The organism is Zunongwangia sp. HGR-M22 (assembly GCF_027594425.1).
Lineage (GTDB): Bacteria > Bacteroidota > Bacteroidia > Flavobacteriales > Flavobacteriaceae > Zunongwangia.
This window is the reverse complement of the sequence record NZ_CP115159.1, coordinates 2,058,800-2,080,769: the sequence shown is the minus strand read 5'-3', so window position 1 is coordinate 2,080,769 and position 21,970 is coordinate 2,058,800. Positions and strand designations below refer to the sequence as shown.

The 21,970-nt window shown below is 35.1% G+C and carries 18 protein-coding genes; 10 read left to right on the top strand and 8 right to left on the bottom strand.

The features are described from left to right. Positions 1–7: 7 nt before the first annotated feature. The 3 genes from PBT91_RS09055 to gcvT form a co-directional block, all read right to left on the bottom strand. Complete coding sequence (locus PBT91_RS09055; RefSeq protein ID WP_270058163.1) at positions 8–295, bottom strand: 4a-hydroxytetrahydrobiopterin dehydratase; 288 nt, start codon at positions 293–295, stop codon at positions 8–10. A gap of 86 nt (positions 296–381) precedes the next feature. After that, positions 382–1,197 carry a sugar nucleotide-binding protein gene (locus PBT91_RS09050; protein WP_270058162.1) on the bottom strand — a complete coding sequence of 272 codons (816 nt, stop codon included), beginning with the start codon at positions 1,195–1,197 and terminating at the stop codon, positions 382–384. 6 nt (positions 1,198–1,203) lie between these two features. Beyond that, entirely contained in the window at positions 1,204–2,286 is a 1,083-nt protein-coding gene (gcvT, locus tag PBT91_RS09045; RefSeq protein WP_270058161.1) for a glycine cleavage system aminomethyltransferase GcvT, read from the bottom strand. A 143-nt stretch (positions 2,287–2,429) separates the two neighbouring features. Here gcvT and PBT91_RS09040 point away from each other — a divergent pair, with 143 nt between their 5' ends. Both PBT91_RS09040 and hutH read left to right on the top strand, forming a co-directional pair. Next, positions 2,430–3,941: an NAD(P)H-hydrate dehydratase gene (locus tag PBT91_RS09040; RefSeq protein ID WP_270058160.1), complete on the top strand. Its 1,512-nt coding sequence runs from the start codon at positions 2,430–2,432 to the stop codon at positions 3,939–3,941. Positions 3,942–4,089: 148 nt separating this feature from the next. Beyond that, the gene (gene hutH / locus PBT91_RS09035) at positions 4,090–5,598 is read left to right on the top strand and encodes a histidine ammonia-lyase (protein WP_270058159.1); all 1,509 of its coding nucleotides are present in this window, start codon (positions 4,090–4,092) and stop codon (positions 5,596–5,598) included. A 142-nt stretch (positions 5,599–5,740) separates the two neighbouring features. Here hutH and PBT91_RS09030 read toward each other — a convergent pair whose 3' ends face one another. Beyond that, positions 5,741–8,326 (bottom strand): ATP-dependent Clp protease ATP-binding subunit, encoded by a 2,586-nt coding sequence (locus PBT91_RS09030; protein WP_270058158.1) that lies wholly within the window; start codon positions 8,324–8,326, stop codon positions 5,741–5,743. 244 nt (positions 8,327–8,570) lie between these two features. Between PBT91_RS09030 and gyrA the strand changes: the two genes are divergently transcribed. Next, a complete protein-coding gene (gyrA, locus tag PBT91_RS09025) occupies positions 8,571–11,105 on the top strand; it encodes a DNA gyrase subunit A (protein ID WP_270058157.1) in 2,535 nt (844 codons plus the stop codon). Positions 11,106–11,127: 22 nt separating this feature from the next. Beyond that, positions 11,128–12,372: a tetratricopeptide repeat protein gene (locus tag PBT91_RS09020; protein ID WP_270058156.1), complete on the top strand. Its 1,245-nt coding sequence runs from the start codon at positions 11,128–11,130 to the stop codon at positions 12,370–12,372. A gap of 76 nt (positions 12,373–12,448) precedes the next feature. On the opposite strand, the gene PBT91_RS09015 is transcribed toward PBT91_RS09020, so the two are convergent. Together PBT91_RS09015 and PBT91_RS09010 are read right to left on the bottom strand one after the other, a co-directional pair. Then, complete coding sequence (locus PBT91_RS09015; protein WP_270058155.1) at positions 12,449–13,198, bottom strand: C40 family peptidase; 750 nt, start codon at positions 13,196–13,198, stop codon at positions 12,449–12,451. Positions 13,199–13,225: 27 nt separating this feature from the next. Beyond that, positions 13,226–14,404 carry an acetyl-CoA C-acyltransferase gene (locus tag PBT91_RS09010; RefSeq protein ID WP_270058154.1) on the bottom strand — a complete coding sequence of 393 codons (1,179 nt, stop codon included), beginning with the start codon at positions 14,402–14,404 and terminating at the stop codon, positions 13,226–13,228. 115 nt (positions 14,405–14,519) lie between these two features. Here PBT91_RS09010 and PBT91_RS09005 point away from each other — a divergent pair, with 115 nt between their 5' ends. Next, positions 14,520–16,565, top strand: coding sequence for an HD family phosphohydrolase (locus PBT91_RS09005; protein ID WP_270061445.1), 2,046 nt, complete (start codon positions 14,520–14,522; stop codon positions 16,563–16,565). Positions 16,566–16,569: 4 nt separating this feature from the next. Here the strand turns inward: PBT91_RS09005 and PBT91_RS09000 are convergent, their stop codons facing one another. Continuing rightward, positions 16,570–17,019, bottom strand: a complete 450-nt coding sequence (locus PBT91_RS09000) for a transcription elongation factor (protein WP_270058153.1) — start codon at positions 17,017–17,019, stop codon at positions 16,570–16,572. 193 nt (positions 17,020–17,212) lie between these two features. Between PBT91_RS09000 and PBT91_RS08995 the strand changes: the two genes are divergently transcribed. Both PBT91_RS08995 and PBT91_RS08990 read left to right on the top strand, forming a co-directional pair. Then, entirely contained in the window at positions 17,213–17,872 is a 660-nt protein-coding gene (locus PBT91_RS08995) for a SatD family protein (RefSeq protein ID WP_270058152.1), read from the top strand. Beyond that, complete coding sequence (locus PBT91_RS08990) at positions 17,869–18,588, top strand: DUF3307 domain-containing protein (protein WP_270058151.1); 720 nt, start codon at positions 17,869–17,871, stop codon at positions 18,586–18,588. The genes PBT91_RS08995 and PBT91_RS08990 overlap by 4 nt, the downstream gene beginning before the upstream one ends. Here PBT91_RS08990 and PBT91_RS08985 read toward each other — a convergent pair. Continuing rightward, complete coding sequence (locus PBT91_RS08985; RefSeq protein WP_270058150.1) at positions 18,565–18,972, bottom strand: glyoxalase; 408 nt, start codon at positions 18,970–18,972, stop codon at positions 18,565–18,567. The genes PBT91_RS08990 and PBT91_RS08985 overlap by 24 nt on opposite strands. Before the next feature lie 234 nt (positions 18,973–19,206). Between PBT91_RS08985 and PBT91_RS08980 the strand changes: the two genes are divergently transcribed. From PBT91_RS08980 to PBT91_RS08970, 3 genes are read left to right on the top strand one after another with little or no spacing between them, the layout of a single operon-like run. Next, positions 19,207–20,565 (top strand): NAD-dependent succinate-semialdehyde dehydrogenase, encoded by a 1,359-nt coding sequence (locus PBT91_RS08980; protein WP_270058149.1) that lies wholly within the window; start codon positions 19,207–19,209, stop codon positions 20,563–20,565. 15 nt (positions 20,566–20,580) lie between these two features. Beyond that, positions 20,581–21,462: a DUF72 domain-containing protein gene (locus PBT91_RS08975; RefSeq protein ID WP_270058148.1), complete on the top strand. Its 882-nt coding sequence runs from the start codon at positions 20,581–20,583 to the stop codon at positions 21,460–21,462. Positions 21,463–21,465: 3 nt separating this feature from the next. Continuing rightward, on the top strand, positions 21,466–21,876 hold the full coding sequence (locus tag PBT91_RS08970; RefSeq protein ID WP_270058147.1) for an NUDIX hydrolase: 411 nt from the start codon (positions 21,466–21,468) through the stop codon (positions 21,874–21,876). The last annotated feature ends 94 nt before the right edge of the window (positions 21,877–21,970 follow it).

Below are 21,970 nucleotides of genomic sequence, written 5' to 3'. Positions count from 1 at the left end.
TTTAAAGTTATTTAGCCTCTACAATATCCTCTATTGCCTTTGCCATTTCAAAATCTTTAGCTGTTACGCCGCCCGCATCGTGCGTAGAAAGTGAAATTTCTAATTCATTAAAAGAATTTGCCCAATTAGGATGATGTTGTAAAGCTTCAGCTTCAAAAGCGATTCTTGTCATCACTGTAAAAGCATCTTTAAAATCTTCAAACTGAAAAGAAGTATGAATGGCATCTTTTGCGTACGTCCAGCCCTGTAAGGATTCTAGTTTTTTATGAATTTGATCTTCGGTTAGCTTTTCCATTATTGTAATGTTTAAATTATGTTATTCAATTTAGTAATACTAAAAGTGAAAACAGGATGATAGCGCCGGTTTAATATAAGATTAACCTATTTTTTAATGGTAGCTTCTACTACTTGCTGTACATTAATCTGAAGATTAGGCGGTAAGAGGTTGTCTTTTGGTAAAACAGCTAAATATCGATCTTCGTTGCTATCGTATACATTTTTAAAAAGCGGATTTTCATAACCCAAAATTTCACAAACATCTTGTATAAAATCTTTTTGATGTACCAAATCACTACTACCAAGATGTAAAACTCCTTGTTGCTTTCTATTTATGATGTAATGAATTTGCTGCGTAATTTTATTAATTTCGGTAACATTAATAACCACGTTTGGAAAAACTTCTATAGCTTCTCCTAAGTCTAATAAAGCCTTTATCTCGTTAATTCTTGGAGAGCCTTGCCCAAAAACCATTGGTAATCTTAAAATATTGTATTTATCATTTGGAAGCCGAAGTAAAGCATTTTCGATTTTAATCTTAAATCGACCGTACACACTTTGGGATAAAGTCTTATCATATTCGTAGCTTGGATAGTTGGTAAACGCATCAAACACATTGGCAGAACTTAAAAAAATAAGCTTGCAAGGATTGGTAAGAATATAACTAATTGCAGAATAATGCAGTGCCAGTTGCATAGCAAAACTACCCCGAACTGCAGAGATGATAATACTTGGCTTAAGATTATAAAGTAAAAGATCTAAACTATCAGTTTCCATATCGTATTGATGAAACTGATGGTTACTTTCTAAACCGGGATTATCTCTAAAATATGTTCCGTGGGTATCAAAAAAGGAGCGTAGCTCTTTATATATGGCATTGCCAATAAAGCCGCTAGCTCCTAAAATTAAAATACGTTCCAAATAAATTTATCCTTTATAAAAGGGCAATTTCACCTGTGTAGCTGGAATTGCTTTTTTACGTATCTGAATATTAATTTTCTTTCCAAAACCTGCATATTCAGTTTTTACGTAACCTAAACCAATACCTTTCTCTAACGAAGGTGACATGGTACCCGATGTAACATTTCCTATAACTTCTCCTTCTTCATTCACGATTTCATATCCCTGTCTTGGGATGCCTCGTTCATCAAGTTCAAACGCAACAAGTTTACGTTTAGCGCCTTCTTCCTTTTCCTTTTTTAAAGCTTCAGAATTTACAAACTCTTTATTGAATTTTGTGATCCAACCCAATTTTGCTTCAATAGGAGAAGTTGTATCGTCGATATCATTCCCGTACAAACAAAATCCCATTTCTAATCGTAGTGTATCACGAGCAGCAAGACCTATTGGCTTAATACCATAATCTGCACCGGCTTCCATTACTTTGTTCCAGATTTCTTCAGCACATTCGTTTTTAAAATAAATCTCGAATCCGCCGCTACCGGTATAACCTGTAGCCGAAATAATTACTTTTTCCATGCCTGCAAATGTTGCCACTTCAAAAGTATAAAACTTCATAGCACTTAAGTCTACATTGGTTAGCGATTGCATCGCTTCTGCAGCTTTTGGTCCTTGTATAGCTAGAAGAGACATATCATCACTTAAATCTGTTAAATGCGCATCCATAGAATTGTGCGTACTTATCCAATTCCAATCTTTCTCGATATTAGCAGCATTCACTACCAACAAAAATTTTTCGGCATCAAATCTGTAAATAATCAAATCGTCCACTATACCACCATCTTCATTGGGCATACAGGTATATTGTGCTTGCCCATCTACCAATTTTGCAGCATCGTTAGAAGTAACTGACTGAATAAGTTCTAAAGCATTTTCGCCGGTGACTAAAAACTCTCCCATATGCGAGACATCAAAAACTCCCAAATGTTCACGAACAGTTTGATGTTCTGCGTTTACACCTTCGTAAGAAACAGGCATATTATAACCTGCAAAGGGAACCATCTTTGCCCCAAGAGCTTTATGTTTTTCAGCTAGTGCTACTTCTTTCATCTTAATTATTTAATTTTTGCAAATTTATAGAATTAAGCCTGAACTGACCATAGATTCCATGAAATTGTGAAGGAAATGTCAAACCTTATTTTATACTTAGACTATGTGTTATATTTGAGAAAAACCTTTAAATATCATCGTTTATGAAGATCTTTTCTGCAGCGCAGCTAAAAAAAGCAGACAACATTACCATTAAAAACCAAAATATTACTTCTACGGAATTAATGGAAAGAGCAGCGAGTTTAACTACTGAAGAAATACATAAGCGACTTCAAAATGCCGATATAAACATAAAAATATTTTGTGGTGTAGGCAACAACGGAGGAGACGGACTAGTGATAGCCAGACTTTTGATTGAAAAAGGTTACCACGTTAAAGTTTTTGTAGTGAATTATACCGATAAAAGATCTGATGATTTTTTAGTGAATTATGATCGTTTAAAAGAGACTACAAACGATTGGCCAGAATATATAAAAGATGAGGGCGATTTCCCAGAATTGAATACAAACGACTTTATTATCGATGCGATTTTCGGGATAGGTCTCAATCGACCTTTAGAAGGTTGGGTGGCTAATTTAGTGAAAAACATAAATAAAACGAAAGCTTTTATTTTGGCTATCGATATGCCTTCTGGATTGTTTTCAGACAAAATTCCTGGGAAAGAAGACCAACTAATTAAAGCCAGTTTCACAATAAGTTTTCAAACACCTAAACTTGTTTTCTTTTTACCACAAACTATGGATTATATAGGGGATTTACAGGTTTTGGATATTGGCCTAGACCGAGAATTTCTTAATTCTGAAAAAACAAATGCTAATCTTATAAGCAAACACGAAGCTCGAGCTTTATATAAGCCTCGTAAAACAAATTCGCATAAAGGAAATTATGGTCACGCGCTTGTAGTTGGCGGTAGCTATGGTAAAATAGGGAGTGTTGTATTAAGTACCACTGCAGCACTTAGAACAGGAGCAGGATTGGTTAGTACTTTTGTACCTAAATGTGGATATATAGTTTTACAAACTGCTTTGCCAGAAGCCATGGTGATCACAGATAAAAACGAAGAAAAATTAACCAATATCGATCATGGTATGGAGCCTTCTATAATTTGCTTTGGAATGGGAGCAGGGAAAGATCCCGAAACCGTTGAAGCTTTTAAAAAGCTGCTTCAAGATATCGATAAACCTATGCTAATTGATGCCGATGGGCTTAATATGCTTTCAGAGCACAAAGAATTGCTAAATCTTCTTCCGAAAAAATCAGTTTTGACTCCGCATCCAAAGGAATTAGAGCGTTTGATAGGGGAATGGGAGGATGATTTTGATAAGCTTGAGAAAATAGAAACATTTACCAAAACACATAATATAATTTTGGTTCTAAAAGGATCTCATACATTTACTTGCGCAGAAGGGAAGATTTATATAAATAATAGTGGAAACCCGGGAATGGCCACCGCAGGTAGTGGTGATGTACTATCAGGAATTATAGCCGGGTTAATTTCCCAACAATACGAACCTTTAGCTGCGGCAATATTTGGGGTGTATCTTCATGGACTATCCGGCGATATTGTTGCTGAAAATAAATCTTACCAGGCACTTATTTCTGGTGATATTGCTGAAAATATGGGAGCTGCATATCAATCTTTATTTGCCGATTAAGCTTGAAATATACAAAACCATTTAATGACTTTACGAGAGTCTAAAACTGAAAGTCCCATTAAAAATTTTAAAATTTGGATTCAATTTTTTGAATATGGAATTTTGCATACTACAGCAAATTGATACTATTAAAAAACAAATCCATTAAATGGAAAATACGCATTATATATCTTCAAAGATTTTAGATTTAGAAAATATTCGAGATATCATCGATAGTAGCAAAAAACTAGCACTTAGTGATGAAGCTAGACTGAATATTAAAAAATCTAGAAATTATCTTGACAAAAAATTAAAAGAAAGGAGTGTTCCCGTTTACGGCATCAATACAGGTTTTGGTGCTTTATGTAACATAAAAATAACTCCTGAAAAATTGACAGTTTTACAGGAAAATTTAGTGAAATCGCACGCTTGCGGAACAGGAGAAAAAATAGCAAAACCAATTATTAAATTAATGTTGCTGTTAAAAATTCAATCCTTAAGCTATGGAAACTCCGGCGTTGCCTTAGAAACCGTAGAACGCTTGATTGATTTTTTTAACGAAGATATTTTACCTGTTATTTATGAGCAAGGTTCTTTAGGAGCTTCTGGCGATTTGGCGCCGCTTGCACATTTGGCTTTACCTATTATTGGAGAAGGAGAAGTGTACTATAAAGGAAATGTAATTAGTGGGGCTACAATCTTAAATAGATATGGCTGGCAGCCAGTAAAATTGCAATCTAAGGAAGGCTTAGCATTATTAAACGGAACACAATTTATGAGTGCTCACGCTGTCCATGCTTTGATAAAAGCTTATAAATTATCCTATTGTGCCGATTTTATTAGTGCAGTATCGATGGACGCTTTCGATTGTAATCTATCTCCTTTCGACGAGTTGGTTCATTTGGTTAGACCTCATAGAGGTCAGATTAAAACAGCACAAAGAATTCGGGAGTTTTTACAAGGAAGTCAATTAGCTAGTCGAGAAAAAGAAAATGTTCAGGATCCTTATTCCTTTAGATGTGTGCCACAAGTGCATGGGGCGACAAAGGATACTATAGATTTTGTGCATAAAACGGTTAAAACAGAGATTAATTCAGTTACCGATAATCCAAATGTTTTTGTAGAAGAAGACAAAATTATTTCAGGAGGCAATTTCCATGGGCAGCCTTTGGCTTTACCGATGGACTATCTAGCGATAGCTATAGCCGAACTTGGTAATATTTCTGAAAGAAGGGTTTATCAATTAGTGTCTGGTTTGCGAGGTTTACCTAATTTTCTGGTCAAGAATCCTGGTTTAAATAGTGGTTTTATGATTCCACAATATACCGCGGCAAGTATCGTTAGCCAAAATAAGCAGTTGTGTACCCCAGCCTCTGTAGATTCTATAGTTTCTTCAAATGGACAGGAAGATCATGTAAGTATGGGAGCTAATTCGGCTACAAAACTTACCAAAGTTATGGAAAATGTAGATTCTTTATTGGCTATCGAGCTTTTCAACGCTTCACAAGCATTACATTTTAGAAAAGAATTAAATTCTTCAGAAAAAATACAAGAAACTTTAACCAATTTTAGAAAAGAAGTTCCGATAGTTAAGGAGGACGTTATGATGGCTCCTTTTATTAAACAATCTAAAATATTTTTGGAAGAATTTATCAATTCTGAGGATTATTTATGTTGAAATATATTCCCCTTTACTGCGATTAAAAAAATCTATTAGAACATTATTTCGAATAAATAACCATTTGAATTAATCATTACAGATCAATAAAAAAGCCTCATGACGAAACATGAGGCTTTTTTAATCATTAAAGATTTTTATTTTATTTTTTCGGTTCAGATTCCTCTTTATCTTTACCTTTTTGAACTTTAATTGACAATTCTGAATCGCCTTCTTTATAATCCATCTCGATTACATCACCTTCAGATATTTTAGAATTAATTATTTCTTCAGCTAAAGCATCTTCGATGTACTTCTGAATTGCACGATTTAATGGTCTAGCACCATATTGTTTATCGAAACCTTTTTCAGCAATAAAATCTTTGGCATCATCTGATAATTTAAGTTCGTATCCTAAACCACCAATTCTTCCATAAAGTTTTGCAAGTTCAATATCAATAATGTTGTGAATATGCTCTCTTTCTAAAGCATTAAATACAATTACATCATCAATTCTATTTAAAAACTCTGGCGAAAAAGCTTTCTTAAGCGCGTTTTGGATAACGCCTCTAGTGTTTTCATCAGCCTGTGCACGTTGTGATTGAGTACCAAATCCAATGCCCTGACCAAAATCTTTGAGTTTTCTTGCACCAATATTAGAGGTCATGATGATGATCGTATTTCTAAAATCAATTTTTCGACCAAGACTATCTGTTAGATAACCATCATCTAACACCTGTAGCATCATATTGAATACATCTGGATGGGCTTTTTCGATCTCATCTAAAAGAATTACAGCATAAGGTTTTCTTCTAACTTTCTCTGTAAGTTGTCCACCTTCTTCATAGCCAACATATCCCGGAGGTGCACCTATCAATCTAGATACGGCAAACTTTTCCATGTATTCACTCATATCGATTCTTATGAGTGTATCCTCATTATCGAAAAGCTCTCTAGCTAAAACTTTAGCTAACTGTGTTTTACCTACCCCTGTTTGACCTAAAAATATAAATGAACCAATTGGTTTGTTAGGATCTTTTAGTCCGGCGCGATTACGCTGTATAGCTTTCACAACTTTAGCAACAGCATCATCTTGTCCAATGACTTTCCCCTTAATCTTTTTAGGAAGTTCAACCAGTTTGTTAGATTCTGTTTGTGCGATTCTATTAACCGGTACGCCAGTCATCATAGAAACCACATCAGCAACACTGTCCTCGCTAACAATTTCTTTATGCTTTTTAGAATCCTCTTCCCAACGCTCTTGAGCGATTGCTAACTCTTTTTCAAGATTTTTCTCATCATCTCTAAGTTTTGCTGCTTCTTCATATTTCTGTTTCTTAACAACAGTGTTCTTCTTTTCACGAACTTCTTCAAGTTTACGCTCCAAATCAAGAATCTGTTTAGGAACATCTATATTGGTGATATGAACACGTGATCCTGCTTCATCTAAAGCATCAATAGCCTTATCTGGAAGGAATCTATCGGTCATATAACGATTAGTTAACTTCACACAAGCCTCTATAGCTTCTTGAGTATATTCAACGTTATGGTGATCCTCATATTTATCCTTAATATTATTAAGAATTTCGATGGTTTCTTCCACAGATGTTGGTTCTACAATCACCTTTTGGAAACGTCGCTCTAAAGCACCATCTTTCTCAATATATTGGCGGTATTCATCTAATGTGGTAGCACCAATACATTGAATTTCACCTCTGGCTAAGGCAGGCTTAAACATATTACTTGCATCTAAACTTCCTGTTGCGCCGCCAGCTCCTACAATGGTATGAATTTCATCAATAAAAAGAATAATATCGTCATTCTTTTCAAGTTCATTCATCACTGCTTTCATTCGCTCTTCAAATTGCCCGCGATACTTTGTACCCGCAACAAGACTTGCAAGATCTAAAGTCACCACACGCTTATCAAAAAGTATTCTAGATACTTTTCGCTTAACGATTCTTAGCGCTAAACCTTCTGCTATCGCAGATTTACCAACACCGGGTTCTCCGATTAAAAGAGGGTTATTTTTTTTACGTCTACTTAATATTTGAGAAACACGCTCTATTTCTTTTTCTCTTCCAACAACAGGGTCTAGCTTATCGGCTTCTGCCATTGCTGTAAGATCTCTACCAAAATTATCTAATACCGGAGTTTTAGATTTTTTATTGGTTTTTCCGGTAGAACCTCCGCCACCGGCAGAACCTGTTCCACTAAACGGGTTATCCTTGGTAGCATCATCTGTGCTATCATCCTCAGAAAATGATTCTGCTGCTGGACCTTGTGTATAATCTGAGTCGTCGTTTGCGATCATAAATTTAAATTGATCTTTTACCCCATCATAATCGATCTTAAGTTTATTAAGCAATTTAGTGGTGGGATCGTTTTCATTCCTTAAAATACACAATAACAGGTGTGCCGTATTTATATTTGGGCTCTGAAACAATTTAGCCTCTAAAAACGTAGTTTTTAAAGCGCGTTCCGCCTGTCTTGTTAAGTGCAGGTTCTTCTTCTCATTAGAAACTGCGGTCATATTTGGATTAGCAGGACTTAAAATCTCTACTTTTCGTCTTAAATGGCTTAGATCAATATCCAGAGCATTTAGGATGTTTATGGCTTTCCCGTCACCGTCTCTCAATAACCCGAGCATTAGATGCTCTGTACCTATAAAGTCGTGCCCTAATCTTAAAGCTTCCTCTTTACTGTACGCAATAACATCTTTTACTCTTGGTGAAAAATTATCATCCATGTTTTTTCCTTTCTCTCTTTATTATTTTTATCCAGAATAGACCAAAAACTGTACCTAATGCTGAATCTATAGCTAATTGACAAAATAACTTTCAAAAATCAAAATGTAACGGTGTTAACTTATCAACTTTTACCCAATAAAATTTTGTTAATAAAAAATACGAAAACATAGGGTAATCTACCATGAAACATATAGAAAATATGTAAATTGCCACGTTAGATTTGTGAACTAAACAATTTGAAATATGGCTGAAGGAGAAAAGCTTATTCCTATCAACATTGAAGAAGAGATGAAGTCGGCTTACATTGATTATTCAATGTCGGTCATTGTGTCACGTGCGTTGCCGGATGTTCGTGATGGTCTTAAGCCGGTACATCGTAGAGTACTTTTTGGAATGTACGAATTAGGCGTACTATCAAATAGAGCATATAAAAAATCAGCGAGAATTGTAGGTGAGGTTCTAGGTAAGTATCACCCACATGGCGATTCTTCGGTTTACGACACTATGGTTAGAATGGCGCAGGAATGGAGTATGAGATACATGCTTGTTGACGGCCAGGGTAACTTTGGATCTGTCGATGGGGATAGTCCAGCTGCAATGCGTTATACCGAGGCTAGAATGAGAAAAATCAGTGAGGATATGCTTGCTGATATTGACAAAGAAACCGTTGATACCCAATTAAATTTTGATGATTCCTTAAATGAACCAATAGTTCTTCCTACCAGAATTCCGAATTTGCTGGTTAATGGAGCTAGTGGTATTGCTGTAGGTATGGCCACAAATATGGCGCCGCATAATATATCTGAGGTTATTGACGGAACAATTGCTTATATAGAAGATCACGATATCGAGATTGATGCTTTAATGCAACATATTAAAGCGCCAGATTTCCCTACGGGAGGAATTATTTATGGTTACGATGGAGTTCGTGAAGCCTTCAAAACAGGGCGTGGACGTATAGTTATGCGCGCTAAAAGTAGCTTGGAAGAGGTTAGAGGTCGTGAGTGTATTGTAGTGACAGAGATCCCTTACCAAGTGAACAAGGCAGACATGATTAAGAAAACTGCCGATCTGGTTAATGAGAAAAAGATTGAAGGAATTAGTCTTATTAGAGATGAATCTGACCGCCATGGTATGCGAATCGTATATCAATTAAAGCGTGATGCAATTCCTAACATTGTTTTAAATACACTATTTAAGCATACAGCACTACAATCTTCCTTTAGTGTAAACAATATTGCACTGGTTAATGGAAGACCAGAAATGTTAAATCTCAAAGACATAATTGCTCATTTTATAGAGCATAGGCATGAGGTTGTTGTTCGTAGAACCGAATACGAACTTAAAAAAGCTGAAGATCGTGCTCACATATTAGAAGGATTAATCATTGCATCAGATAATATTGATGAAGTGATTGCCATTATCCGTGGTTCTAGTAATGCGGAAGAAGCTCGTAATAAATTAATAGAACGTTTTGAATTATCAGAAGTTCAGGCCAGGGCTATCGTGGATATGCGATTGAGACAGCTTACAGGACTAGAACAGGATAAATTAAGAGCAGAATATGATGAGATTGTAGAAACCATAAAAGACCTGAAAGACATTTTGGCACGTAAAGAGCGCAGAATGCAGGTGATTAAAGACGAACTTGTTGAAGTTAAAGAGAAATATGGCGACAGCAGAAGATCTACAATAGAATACGCTGGAGGCGATCTTAGTATAGAAGATATGATCCCAGATGAAAGCGTAATTATTACCATTTCGCATGCGGGTTATATAAAAAGGACATCTCTTAACGAATACAAACGACAAAATAGAGGAGGAGTTGGTCAGAAAGGTTCCACCACAAGAAATGAAGATTTTCTAGAATACTTATTTTCTGGAACCAATCACCAGTACATGCTCTTCTTCACTCAAAAAGGTAAATGTTTCTGGATGCGTGTTTACGAAATTCCAGAAGGTAGTAAAGCTTCCAAAGGTAGAGCAATCCAAAACCTTATTAATATCGAGCCAGATGATCGCGTAAAAGCTTTTATCTGTACAGAAGACCTCAAAAATGAGGAATATGTCAACAATCATTTTGTGATTATGGCCACTAAGAAAGGCCAGGTTAAAAAAACTTCTTTAGAACAATATTCTCGTCCTAGAACTAACGGTATTAACGCTATTACTATTAAAGATGGCGACGAACTATTAGAAGCTAAATTAACTACAGGGGATAGCCAGGTTATGCTTGCTGTAAAAAGTGGAAAAGCAATTAGGTTTGAAGAAGGTAAAACCAGACCAATGGGAAGAAATGCTTCTGGGGTTCGAGGAATTACTTTAGCCGACGATAATGATGAAGTTGTGGGCATGGTATCTGTAGACGATATGGATTCAAATATTCTTGTAGTATCAGAAAAAGGGTACGGAAAGCGTTCTAGCCTAGAGGATTATAGAATAACCAATCGTGGCGGTAAAGGAGTTAAGACAATTTCTGTTACTGAAAAAACCGGAGGTCTTGTTGCTATTAAAAATGTAACTGATGAAGATGATCTTATGATTATCAACAAATCTGGTATCGCTATTAGAATGGAGGTTAGTAATCTTCGTGTAATGGGTAGAGCTACACAAGGAGTTCGATTAATAAATCTTAAAGGAAAAGATTCTATAGCCGCTGTTGCGAAAGTGATGCATGAAGATGAAGAATTAGATTTAGCTGAAGATGCTGAAGAACTAGAAAATCCAACGGAACCTACGGATGGCACAGATATTGCTCAAGATGATTCAGAAGAATAAACTAAATAAATAAACCAATACAATGAAAAGGAATATTTTGACATTGTCGCTATTGTCATTCATTAGTCTTTCAGCAATAGCTCAAAAAGATGAAATTAAAAATGCTGAAGATTTTATCGAAGATGGTAATTTCGACAAAGCTAAAACCGAATTAGCAACTGCAGAGCAAAAACTTTCTGAAGCTAACAGCAAGTGGACAGAGCGATTTTATTTGTATAAAGCTCAAGCTTACTTAGCTGATGGAGAAGGAGTTTCAGTAGATGACTACAAAACTGCTGGCGATGCTTACAAAAAAGCTATCGAAATGGGTAGCGACGAAGCTCAGGAAGGAATGTCTAAACTTAGAAATCAATTAGTACAAAGTGCTATTGATGACCAAAATGCTGAGGAATATAAAAGTGCCGCAGATAAATTAGTAGCGAGTTACGAATTGAACAAGCAAGATACTATTTATCTATATTATGCTGCAGCAAATTCTCTTAATGGTCAAAATTATGATGATGCTCTTAAATATTACGAGCAATTAAAAGATCTAAATTTTGATGGTGCAACCGTATCCTATACTGCCGTAAATAAGGAGAGTGGCGAAACTGAATCTTTTGGTTCTAAGGAACAAAGAGATTTAATGGCCAAAACAGACAATTACACAGATCCTAAAGACGAAAAGCAACCCTCTAAAAGAGGTGAAATTGCTAAAAATATTGCTTTAATTTATATTCAAGAAGGAAATAATGATAAAGCAATTGCTGCTATGGACGATGCCAAGGCAAATAATCCTGACGATTTAGGATTATTGCAGGCAGAGGCCAATATGTATTACCAAATGGGTGATAAGGAGCAGTATAATAAATTGATGAACGAGCTAGTAAAGAAAAATCCTAATGATGCCAATCTATATTACAATTTAGGTGTTAGTACTGCAGAATTAGGTGATCAAGAACAAGCGGTTGAATATTACAAAAAGGCATTGGAAATTGATCCTGATATGAATAATGCCAGAATGAATATCGCAGCTGTTATCTTAAGCAAAGAGCGCGAAATCATTGAAGAGATGAATGGTCTTGGAATGAGCAAAGAAGATAATAAGCGTTATGAAGAATTATCTGAACAGCGTAAAGAAATTTATCAGGAAGCGCTTCCGTACCTAGAAGCTGCTGTAAAGAAAAATCCTGATAATACAGATGCGATCAGAACAGCAATGAATATTTACACACAAGTTGGAAATAAAGAAAAAGCTGCTGAAATGAAAGCTATGCTAGAGCAATAATTATATATTGAAATACATAAAAAAAGCCGCTATTAAAGCGGCTTTTTTTATGCGTTATTTTTTTATAATAAGGATTTTAAATCACCTTTTTGATCACTCTTAATTTATGGGTATGCCGGCGTAATTCGGTATTGAAGATACCGGAATGATCAATTCGATCTATTCTTACTTTTTCATCTACATGAATAATATAATTATCCTGCATCATAATGCCTACGTGAGTTATAATACCTTCATTATCATCAAAAAACACTAAATCACCAGCCTCGCTTTCTTCAATAAAACTTAAAGCTTCGCCCTGTTTTGCCTGATCGCAGGCATTTCGCTGAAGTTTATAACCATTCAGCTTATAAACCATTTGAGTAAACCCACTACAATCTATTCCCAAAGGAGATTTTCCTCCCCACAAATGCGGACTATTTTGATAAAATAGAGCCGTTTTTACAATATTTTCTTTTGCTGAAATACCAGAAACTGTATGTCCATCAAATGTATTACGAAGACAGAAATTGGCATTAAGCTGTGACCCCATAGGAACCGGAGTTAATTGCTGATTTTCGTTTACTACGAACTCAATCAAATCGGCAGTAAGCAATGGAGCTTCAGAATTTATTTTGATATAAGATTGCTCTTCTATTCTATGAATTTGTTTATTACGCACCCATGCTTCGCAAGCATCGAAAGCAACACGAATTCGGCTCCATTTTGCACGTTCTTCTAGTATTTTAAAATGTTCTCCGTAAAGAAGCTGTGAAACCATTTCGCTTTCATCTGAGGGAGCTAAACGAAGTGGCACAATGCTTAGAGGGCAAATACCATATTGCATTTAAAAGGTAAATTTCAATTTTTAGGACTAATTTCTTTCAATAATTATAGCAGACGCGCCGCCTCCGCCATTACAAATGGCAGCAGCGCCAAATTTAGCATTGTTCTGTTTAAGAACATTAATTAATGTAATTAAAATTCGCACACCACTACAACCTAATGGATGTCCCAAAGAAACAGCGCCACCATTTACGTTTGTATTTTCATCAGATAAGCCCAAGATTTTCATGTTCGCCAATCCAACCACCGAAAAAGCTTCGTTAAATTCGAAAAAATCGATTTGATCTTGCGAAACTCCTGCTTTTGCTAAAGCTTTTGGTAATGCTTTTGCAGGTGCTGTAGTAAACCACTTCGGTTCTTGAGCGGCATCAGCAAAACTTTTAATTGTACATAAAATTTCAAGATGTAATTCTTCGGCTTTGGCTTTACTCATAAGAATAACTGCGCCCGCACCATCGTTTATTGTAGAAGCATTAGCTGCTGTTACAGTACCATCTTTGCTAAAAGCAGGACGTAAAGAAGAAATTTTGTCCATTCTAACATTTTTATATTCTTCATCTTCTTTAAAAATGATAGGGTCACCTTTCCGCTGTGGAATTTCAACCGGAACAATCTCTTCATCAAATTTCCCTGCTTTCCAGGCAGCAGCAGAACGTTCGTAAGATTTTACCGCATACGCATCTTGATCTTCTCTACTAAAATTATATTCTTGAGCACATAAATCTGCACAAACGCCCATGGCGTTTTTATCATAAGCATCTACTAATCCATCTTTTTGCATACCATCTTCCATTTCTGCAGCACCAAATTTTTTACCCTGGCGTAAATGAAGATAATGCGGAATCATACTCATGTTTTCCATTCCACCGGCAACAATGATACTGGCATCGCCTAGCATAATAGACTGAGCTGCCTGCATTACTGCTTTCATTCCACTAGCACAAACCTTATTGATAGTCGTGCAAGGAACAGTATTTGGAATGCCCGCTCCCAAAGCCGCTTGGCGAGCTGGAGCTTGGCCCGTACCAGCCTGTACCACATTACCCATTAAAACTTCTTCTACTAACTCTGGCTTAAGTTTTATTTTATCCAAAGCTCCCTTAATTGCGATGGATCCTAATCTTGTGGCTGGTATATTCGATAAGCTACCTAAAAAACTGCCAATTGGCGTTCGAGCAGCACTTACAATTACTACTTCATTATTCATAATTTTGTAATTTAGCTATTCCTATTTTGCGAATTTAGTGATTTTATAAGGAACTTGACAAGACCTCCTTAATGACCACTAATTTTTAGTACATTTGGCGAATACTTCGACTTATATGGTGGATTTCGTAAACAAGCTATACAAAAATCAGGCGCTTTTTTACAAGGTATTCTTATTCATACTAACGGCAGTTTTAATTGTTTATTTGCTGCCCAAGGGAGGAAAATTCAAATATGAAATTCCTAAAGGAAAACCATGGCAGCATGAGAGTCTTTATGCTCCTTTTGATTTTGCAATTCTAAAATCTGACGAAGAGCTCAAATTAGAAAGAGAAGCTATTTCTGCCAATAATATTCCTTATTACGAATACGATCAACAAATTGCAGATAGGGTTAAAAATAAAGCTTTAGAAGAGATTAACGAGGTATTTGGAGACAGTATTCTAGATAACAATCGAAACCTAATCACCAATTTTGTAACTTCTAGGTTAGACGATATTTATAGATATGGTCTGGCTCAGGAAAACGATCGTATGGAACCAGGCGATCTTATCTATTTACGTAAAGGTAATGAGGCTTTCGAAATTCCTTATCAAAATGTATTCAAGCAAAGAGAAATTAGAGATTACATCAATCAAAAGATCTATGATGCTAATTTAGACAGGTTTAGTAATGATTTATTAGAGGTTTTCTTTAATAGTATTAGTCCAAATATGTTCTATGATAATGAATTTACCGATCGTGTGTTACAGAGCAAACTTGATAACATTTCTTATACCCGTGGAAATATAGAGCAGGGTAGTAGAGTAATTGCCAAAGGCGAAGTGGTAGAAGGTAATAAGTATGATATTTTACGTTCCTTAAAAGCTGAATATGAGTCACAGGTTTGGAGCAAATCAAATTATAATTGGATAATTGTAGGCTATAGTGCTCTAGTGGCTATGGCTTTATTGATGCTACTCCTATTTATACAAAAGTATCGTAGGGAGATTTTTGAGAATAATGTAAAAGTTACTTTCATCTTTTTCAACATCATTTTTATGGTGATGTTGACGACCCTGGTAGTAAATTTTGATGTGAATTATGTATACGTAGTTCCGCTTTGTATACTTCCTTTAAGTTTAAAAGCATTTTTTGATGCTCGCTTGGGAATGTTTACGCACGTAATTACAGTGTTACTCTTAGGCTTTATCGTTCCGAATAGCTACGAGTATATGTTCTTGCAGATTATTGCAGGAATAGTAACAATTTTGACAATTTCAGAATTATATAAAAGAGCAAATCTTTTTATATCTGTAGGTCAAATTACACTGGTTTACATTATTTCTTATTTTGCATTTACTATTATTCAGGAAGGAACGATAGAAGATATTAAAGCTGAAGTTTTTCTTACGTTCTTATTAGGCGGTTTAGCTACATTATTTGTGCAGCCCTTAATCTATATTTATGAGAAGATTTTCGGGATGGTTTCAGATATGTCTTTGTTGGAGTTATCTGATACTAATAGTGCATTATTAAAACAACTTTCTGAAAAAGCGCCAGGCACGTTTCACCATTCGTTAAATGTTGCTAATCTTGCTGAAGCCGCAGCAAACGAAATTAACGCAAACGCCATGCTAGTTAGGGTAGGAGCTTTGTATCACGATATTGGGAAAATGGAAAACCCTACATATTATACCGAAAATCAGATTTCTTCGGTAAATTCTCACGACGATCTTGCACCGCAGGAAAGTGCGCAGATTATTATCGATCATGTGATTTTGGGAATAGAAACCGCTAGAAAAAATAATTTACCAGATCGCGTAATCGATTTTATTCGCACACACCACGGTACGAGTACGGTTTATTATTTTTATATGAAGGCTAAAGAGATGGATGATGAAGTTGACGCTAACGATTTTAGATATCCCGGTCCTATTCCTTTTAGTAAGGAAACTGCTATTCTAATGATGTGTGATAGTGTTGAGGCAGCCAGTAAAAGTTTAAAAGAACCAACTTCCATACTTATAGATAGTTTTGTAGAAAAAATTATCAATAAGCAAATGGAAGATGGACAATTCTTAAATGCTAATATTACATTCAAAGAAATTCAAATGATTAAAAAAATTCTTAAGCGTAAACTTAAGAATATCTATCATTTACGTATCGAATATCCCGAATAAGGAATTACTCAATTCCTTTTATTTCGTGTTCTTCATCATTAATGGTGAATTTGTCTCCGGGTTGTTTGCCCTCTAATTCCTTATAAATAGGAGCTTTCGTAGAAATCGCAAAGATCTGGCTTCCATCTTCCATATTTATTTCACCTAGAGGAACAGAGATAAAATAATAATTTCTATCTGTTTCTACTACGCTGCCTAATCCTATGATATTATTTTTATGCTCTGGATCTATTTTGCTTAGTTCTTCTTTCTGTTCTTGAGCTTCGCTTAGATAACCTGCATGCTTTTCGAAATCTCCAAGCATTTGCCCTTTGTTATCCTCATCATAATCGGTTTTTATATCGTTATTTTCCATAGACTGTTTAATTTCGTCCATGCGATTTTGATGTTGTTCGATCTTAGCATTAATCATGTCAATGCAATTATAATACAGTTCTTTTTTATTAGTTTTCATTGTAATTTTTTTAATTTTTCTAAAAATACTTATCTGTTTTTGCCTATTCTAAGAATTAATAAAAGTTTAGTATCTGCTAAATTTGGAAATTTAATTAAATAAGCTATAAAGCTTATAATGTAAATTTATAAGTCTAATAGCTTATAATTATATAATATCAGTTATTTGACTTATATTTTATATCTTTGGAAATATGGTAGCAGTAATTAGCGCAGATTTGATAGATTCTTCATCTTACCCGACAGAATTTCTGGATTTGGTGATAGAAACTATGCAAAAAGAATTTGATTTTTTCGCCAAATATTTTTCAGAAGAAAAAAGTAATTTTAAGATATACAGGGGAGATAGCGTTCAGGGGATGCTAACCAATCCAGAAAATGCCTTGTTATTTTCTCTATTTTTAAAAACAGCATTAAATAAGCTTGAATATGAAAAGGATTCAGCAATTAAAGCAGATTTAAGAATCGCTATAGGTATTGGAAGTATTGATTTAAAGCGGGATGAAATTTCTGAAAGTAACGGAAAAGCCTTTCAGCTTTCCGGAAGAACTTTAGATGAAATGAAATTTACTGGACGAAAATTAATGTTGAAAACGCCTAACATCGATTTGAATCTTGAGTTTTATACTAGTCTAGCTTTATTCGATTTTATTGCAGACCGATGGAGTACCGCGTCTGCTGAAGTTATTTATTATTTGCTTCAGGATTATAAGGAAAAGGAAATTGCAAAGATTCTTGGCATTAGTCAAAGTGCGGTTAATCAACGGAAAAAAACTGCGGGCTGGGACCCTATTTCAGATTTATTGACACGTTTCAAAGAGAAAATTTCAGCAACATTTAAAGAACAAGAATGATTTTTTTACAACTTCTTTTAGCACATATTCTTACCGATTTTGTTTTTCAAACTACAAAATGGGTAAACCAAAAGCAGAAGAAAAAATCTAAATCTGTATTTCTCTATGTTCATGCATTTTTGGCCGGTCTATTGTCTTATCTAATTATGCGCGATTGGGAGCAATTTCTTGTTCCTGTTTTTATAAGCGTTACCCATTTTTTAATAGACTTATGGAAATTGAATCAAAAAAGGGATAATCTTACCTATTTTTTACTCGATCAATTATTCCATATCGTAATCATTACAATCGCATATCTGTATTTAATTTCAGGATTTAATACCGTAGTGCCAAATTTAATATCACTGTTAGAATCTAATGTATTTTTAGCTATACTAATCGCTTACCTATTGATTATTTTTCCGGTAGGTTTTATAATTGGTAAGGCGACAGAAAAATGGCATGATGAGATTCTTAAAAACACGAAAGAATCTTTAAGCCTGAAAGCTGCGGGACGCTATATTGGTATTTTTGAACGTATTTTAGTGCTAACTTTAATCTTAACCGATAACTTTTCAGCCATTGGTTTTCTTATAGCCGCAAAATCTATTTTAAGATTTGCCGATAAAAATGAAGCAAGTGCCCGTAAACAAACAGAGTATGTGCTTATCGGGACACTTATGAGTTTTTCGATTACAATTATAATAGGATTGTTAGTACGCCATATCGCGTTCTAAAAGCTGAATATTATCCTGTAACCTTTGCCTAACCAAATTCATCATTCGCTTGTTTAAGGCAGAAGAATTTTCGATATAGCTTTGGTATTCTTCAATAGTGAATTGTCCTATTATCATACCTTTTAGGCTATTACGAAATTTTATATCCCGCTGTATCGCATTTTCTATATACATCAAACGTTTATCGATGCCCAGCTCATAAAATGCATTTTTATGCTTCGTTATGTAGTTTCTAAAAGCTGCTACCAGTAAATCATTTTGAAGTTTTACAATAGGCCGAAGAGTACCGTTTTGAAATTTTTCTTCAGCACTCATATTTTCCGAAACTTTAGCTGAAGGAATTTCTGGCCTTAGTTGGGTTAATTGGTAATCACGTGGATTCATAATAAAGGCGTTTGCTCTAATATACTAATTATTAGGCTGCATAAGTCATACACAAATTTTACTTGTAAACCGGTTATAAACAAAACAGCGCTATCCCAGCGATAATAAGTGTAATTGGATTTTGGCTAATCAAAATTCATCATTGGTACAAAGTGAGTTAAAATCGTCTTAATCGTTCGCTTGTGCTGTTTTCTTCTTGTTACCTTTAAGAAAAACCATTTAAAAATTGTTTTTATGATCACTTCAAAAAATCCTTATACAGGAGAAGTTGTAGAGGAATTTAAAGAATATACAAAGGAAGAAGTAAATGCAGCAATCGAAAGAGCTGATAGTCGTTTTAAAACCTGGCGTAAGGTAAGTTATGAGGAAAAACGTGATTTAATGCTGAATGCAGCAAAAGAACTGCGTGAGAATCAAAGAGCTTATGCTGAAGATATTACTACAGAAATGGGGAAACCTATTTCACAAGCCATGGCAGAAATTGAAAAGTGCGCCTGGGTTTGCGAATATTATGCTGAAAATGCAAAAAATCACTTAGCAAAAGAAACGATTGAAACAGATGCGCAAAAAAGCTATGTTAGTTACGAACCAATTGGTGTGGTTTTAGCCATTATGCCGTGGAATTACCCATTCTGGCAAGCATTTAGATTTGCGGTACCAGCTTTAATGGCAGGAAACATTGGGCTTTTAAAGCATGCAAGTAATGTGATGCGCTCTGCTAATAATATTCAGAAAGTTTTTGAAAAAGCCGGCTTTCCAAAAGACTGTTTTCAAAACTTAGTCATTTCAAGTAGTAAAATAGAAGGGATATTAAAGGATAATCGCGTAAAAGCAGTGACGCTTACGGGAAGTAAACCTGCAGGAAGTGCAGTAGCCGCTACAGCTGGTAGCGAGATAAAAAAATCGGTTTTAGAACTTGGCGGTAGTAATGCGCTGGTAGTTTTTAAGGATGCAAATATTCAAAAAACCGTAGAAACTTGTGTGCAAGCAAGATACCAAAATACCGGGCAAAGTTGTATTGCCGGTAAACGTTTGCTATTGCACGAAAGCATCGAAGATGAATTTATGGAAGAGTTCGTTAAACAGGTTAGAGAGCTAAAAAGTGGAGATCCAATGGATGAAGATACGTACATAGGTACTCTTGCCCGTGAAGATTTAGCTGAAGATTTAGAATCCCAAATTAAAGATTCTGTAGAAAAAGGAGCCAAAATCGTACTTGGTGGTAAGCGCGATAAAGCTTATTTTGAGCCTACTATCTTAACCAATGTAAAAAAAGGTATGCGAGTTTTTGATGAAGAAACTTTTGGCCCCGCAATTTCAGTTACGACTTTTAAAGAAAATCAGGAAGCTATAGATCTCGTAAATTATTCAGATTTTGGATTGGGAGTTTCCATTTTTACAGAAGATTTTGATTTTGCTGAAGGAATCATTTCTGAGTTTGAAGACGGAGCAGTCTTTGTAAATGAGCTTGTAAAAAGCGATCCCAGATTGCCTTTTGGAGGTACTAAAATTTCAGGATACGGTAGAGAACTTTCTTCTCACGGAATTCAGGAATTCGTTAATAGAAAAACAGTGTATTTCAACAAATATTAATTTAAAGAATAATCCATGAAATTTGGAAAAGTTGATGATCCGGGAAGCGTAGATTTCACGCTTCCAAAAGATCATCCTCAAACAAAAGAAATTTTAAATAAGCAAGAGGCTGCGAAATTTGAGAACGTTAGAATTGGTTGTGCGAAATGGAATCGACAGGATCTAAAAAACTTTTATCCTCGCGGCACAAAAGATGAATTGACATTTTATGCAACGCAGTTCAATGCCATTGAATTAAATGCTTCTTTTTACCGAATATTTCCAGATACACAGTTTGAAACCTGGTATGGTAAAGCTGCAGGCGATTTTCAGTTTTCGCCTAAAGTTCCAAGAATCATTAGTCATATAAAACGTCTTAACGACACTGAACGTTTAGTAGATGATGTTGTTACCAATATGATGCCTTTAAAAGAAAAGCTTGGTTGCTGTTTCCTGCAAATGCCAGATAATTTTATGCCGAAGTGGATAGAGCGATTAGAGCCTTTTTTAAAGCATTGGCCAAAAGAGATTCCATTAGCCGTAGAATTACGCCATACCGACTGGCATAACGATGCCGAAGTTGCAGACCAATTGAATGCGTTATTAATTAAGTATAATATTTCGAGCATTATTGTAGATGCTGCAGGGAGAAGAGATTTGTTGCATATGCGACTAACAAATGATACTGCATTTATTCGATATAACGGAGCTAATCACCCATCTGATTATGAAAGATTAGATGATTGGCAGGAAAGAATAGGAGAGTGGTACGAGCAGGGATTAAAGCAGCTTTATTTCTATGTGCACCAAAATCTTGAAGAAGCCTCTCCGTTACTTTCAGCATATTTTATTGAAAAGTTCAATAAAAAGTTTGGAACCGATATTGTGATTCCAAAGACTTTACCACCTAAAAAATAAATTATGAGTGCAGAAATAGCTGTTACAGTAGATAATGTAATATTATGTAAATCGAAAGATAGATTTAAAATTGTGCTAATAAAGCGCAAAAATGATCCATTTAAAGGAGAATGGGCTTTGCCAGGAGGTTTTGTAGAGGAAAATGAAGACTTACCCGATGCTGCAAAACGAGAGCTTAAAGAAGAAACCGGTTTGATTGTAGAGAATAACGAACAGGTGGGAACTTTTGGAAAACCAAATAGGGATCCGCGTGGCCGAATGATTTCAGTGGTATACTTAAGTTTAATAAATTCAGAAGAAATATTAAAAGGAGATAGTGATGCGGCAGATGCAAGATGGTTTAGTATTGATAATTTACCAAAATTAGCTTTTGATCATGATGAGATCATAAAAACAGCTTATCAATATTTATAATCTGGAATTAACAAATTTGATCAATATTCGTACTCTATCTAAATATCATTATAGGAGATTGCTGAGCTATTTTTTTGGATGAATTCTTTGTAAT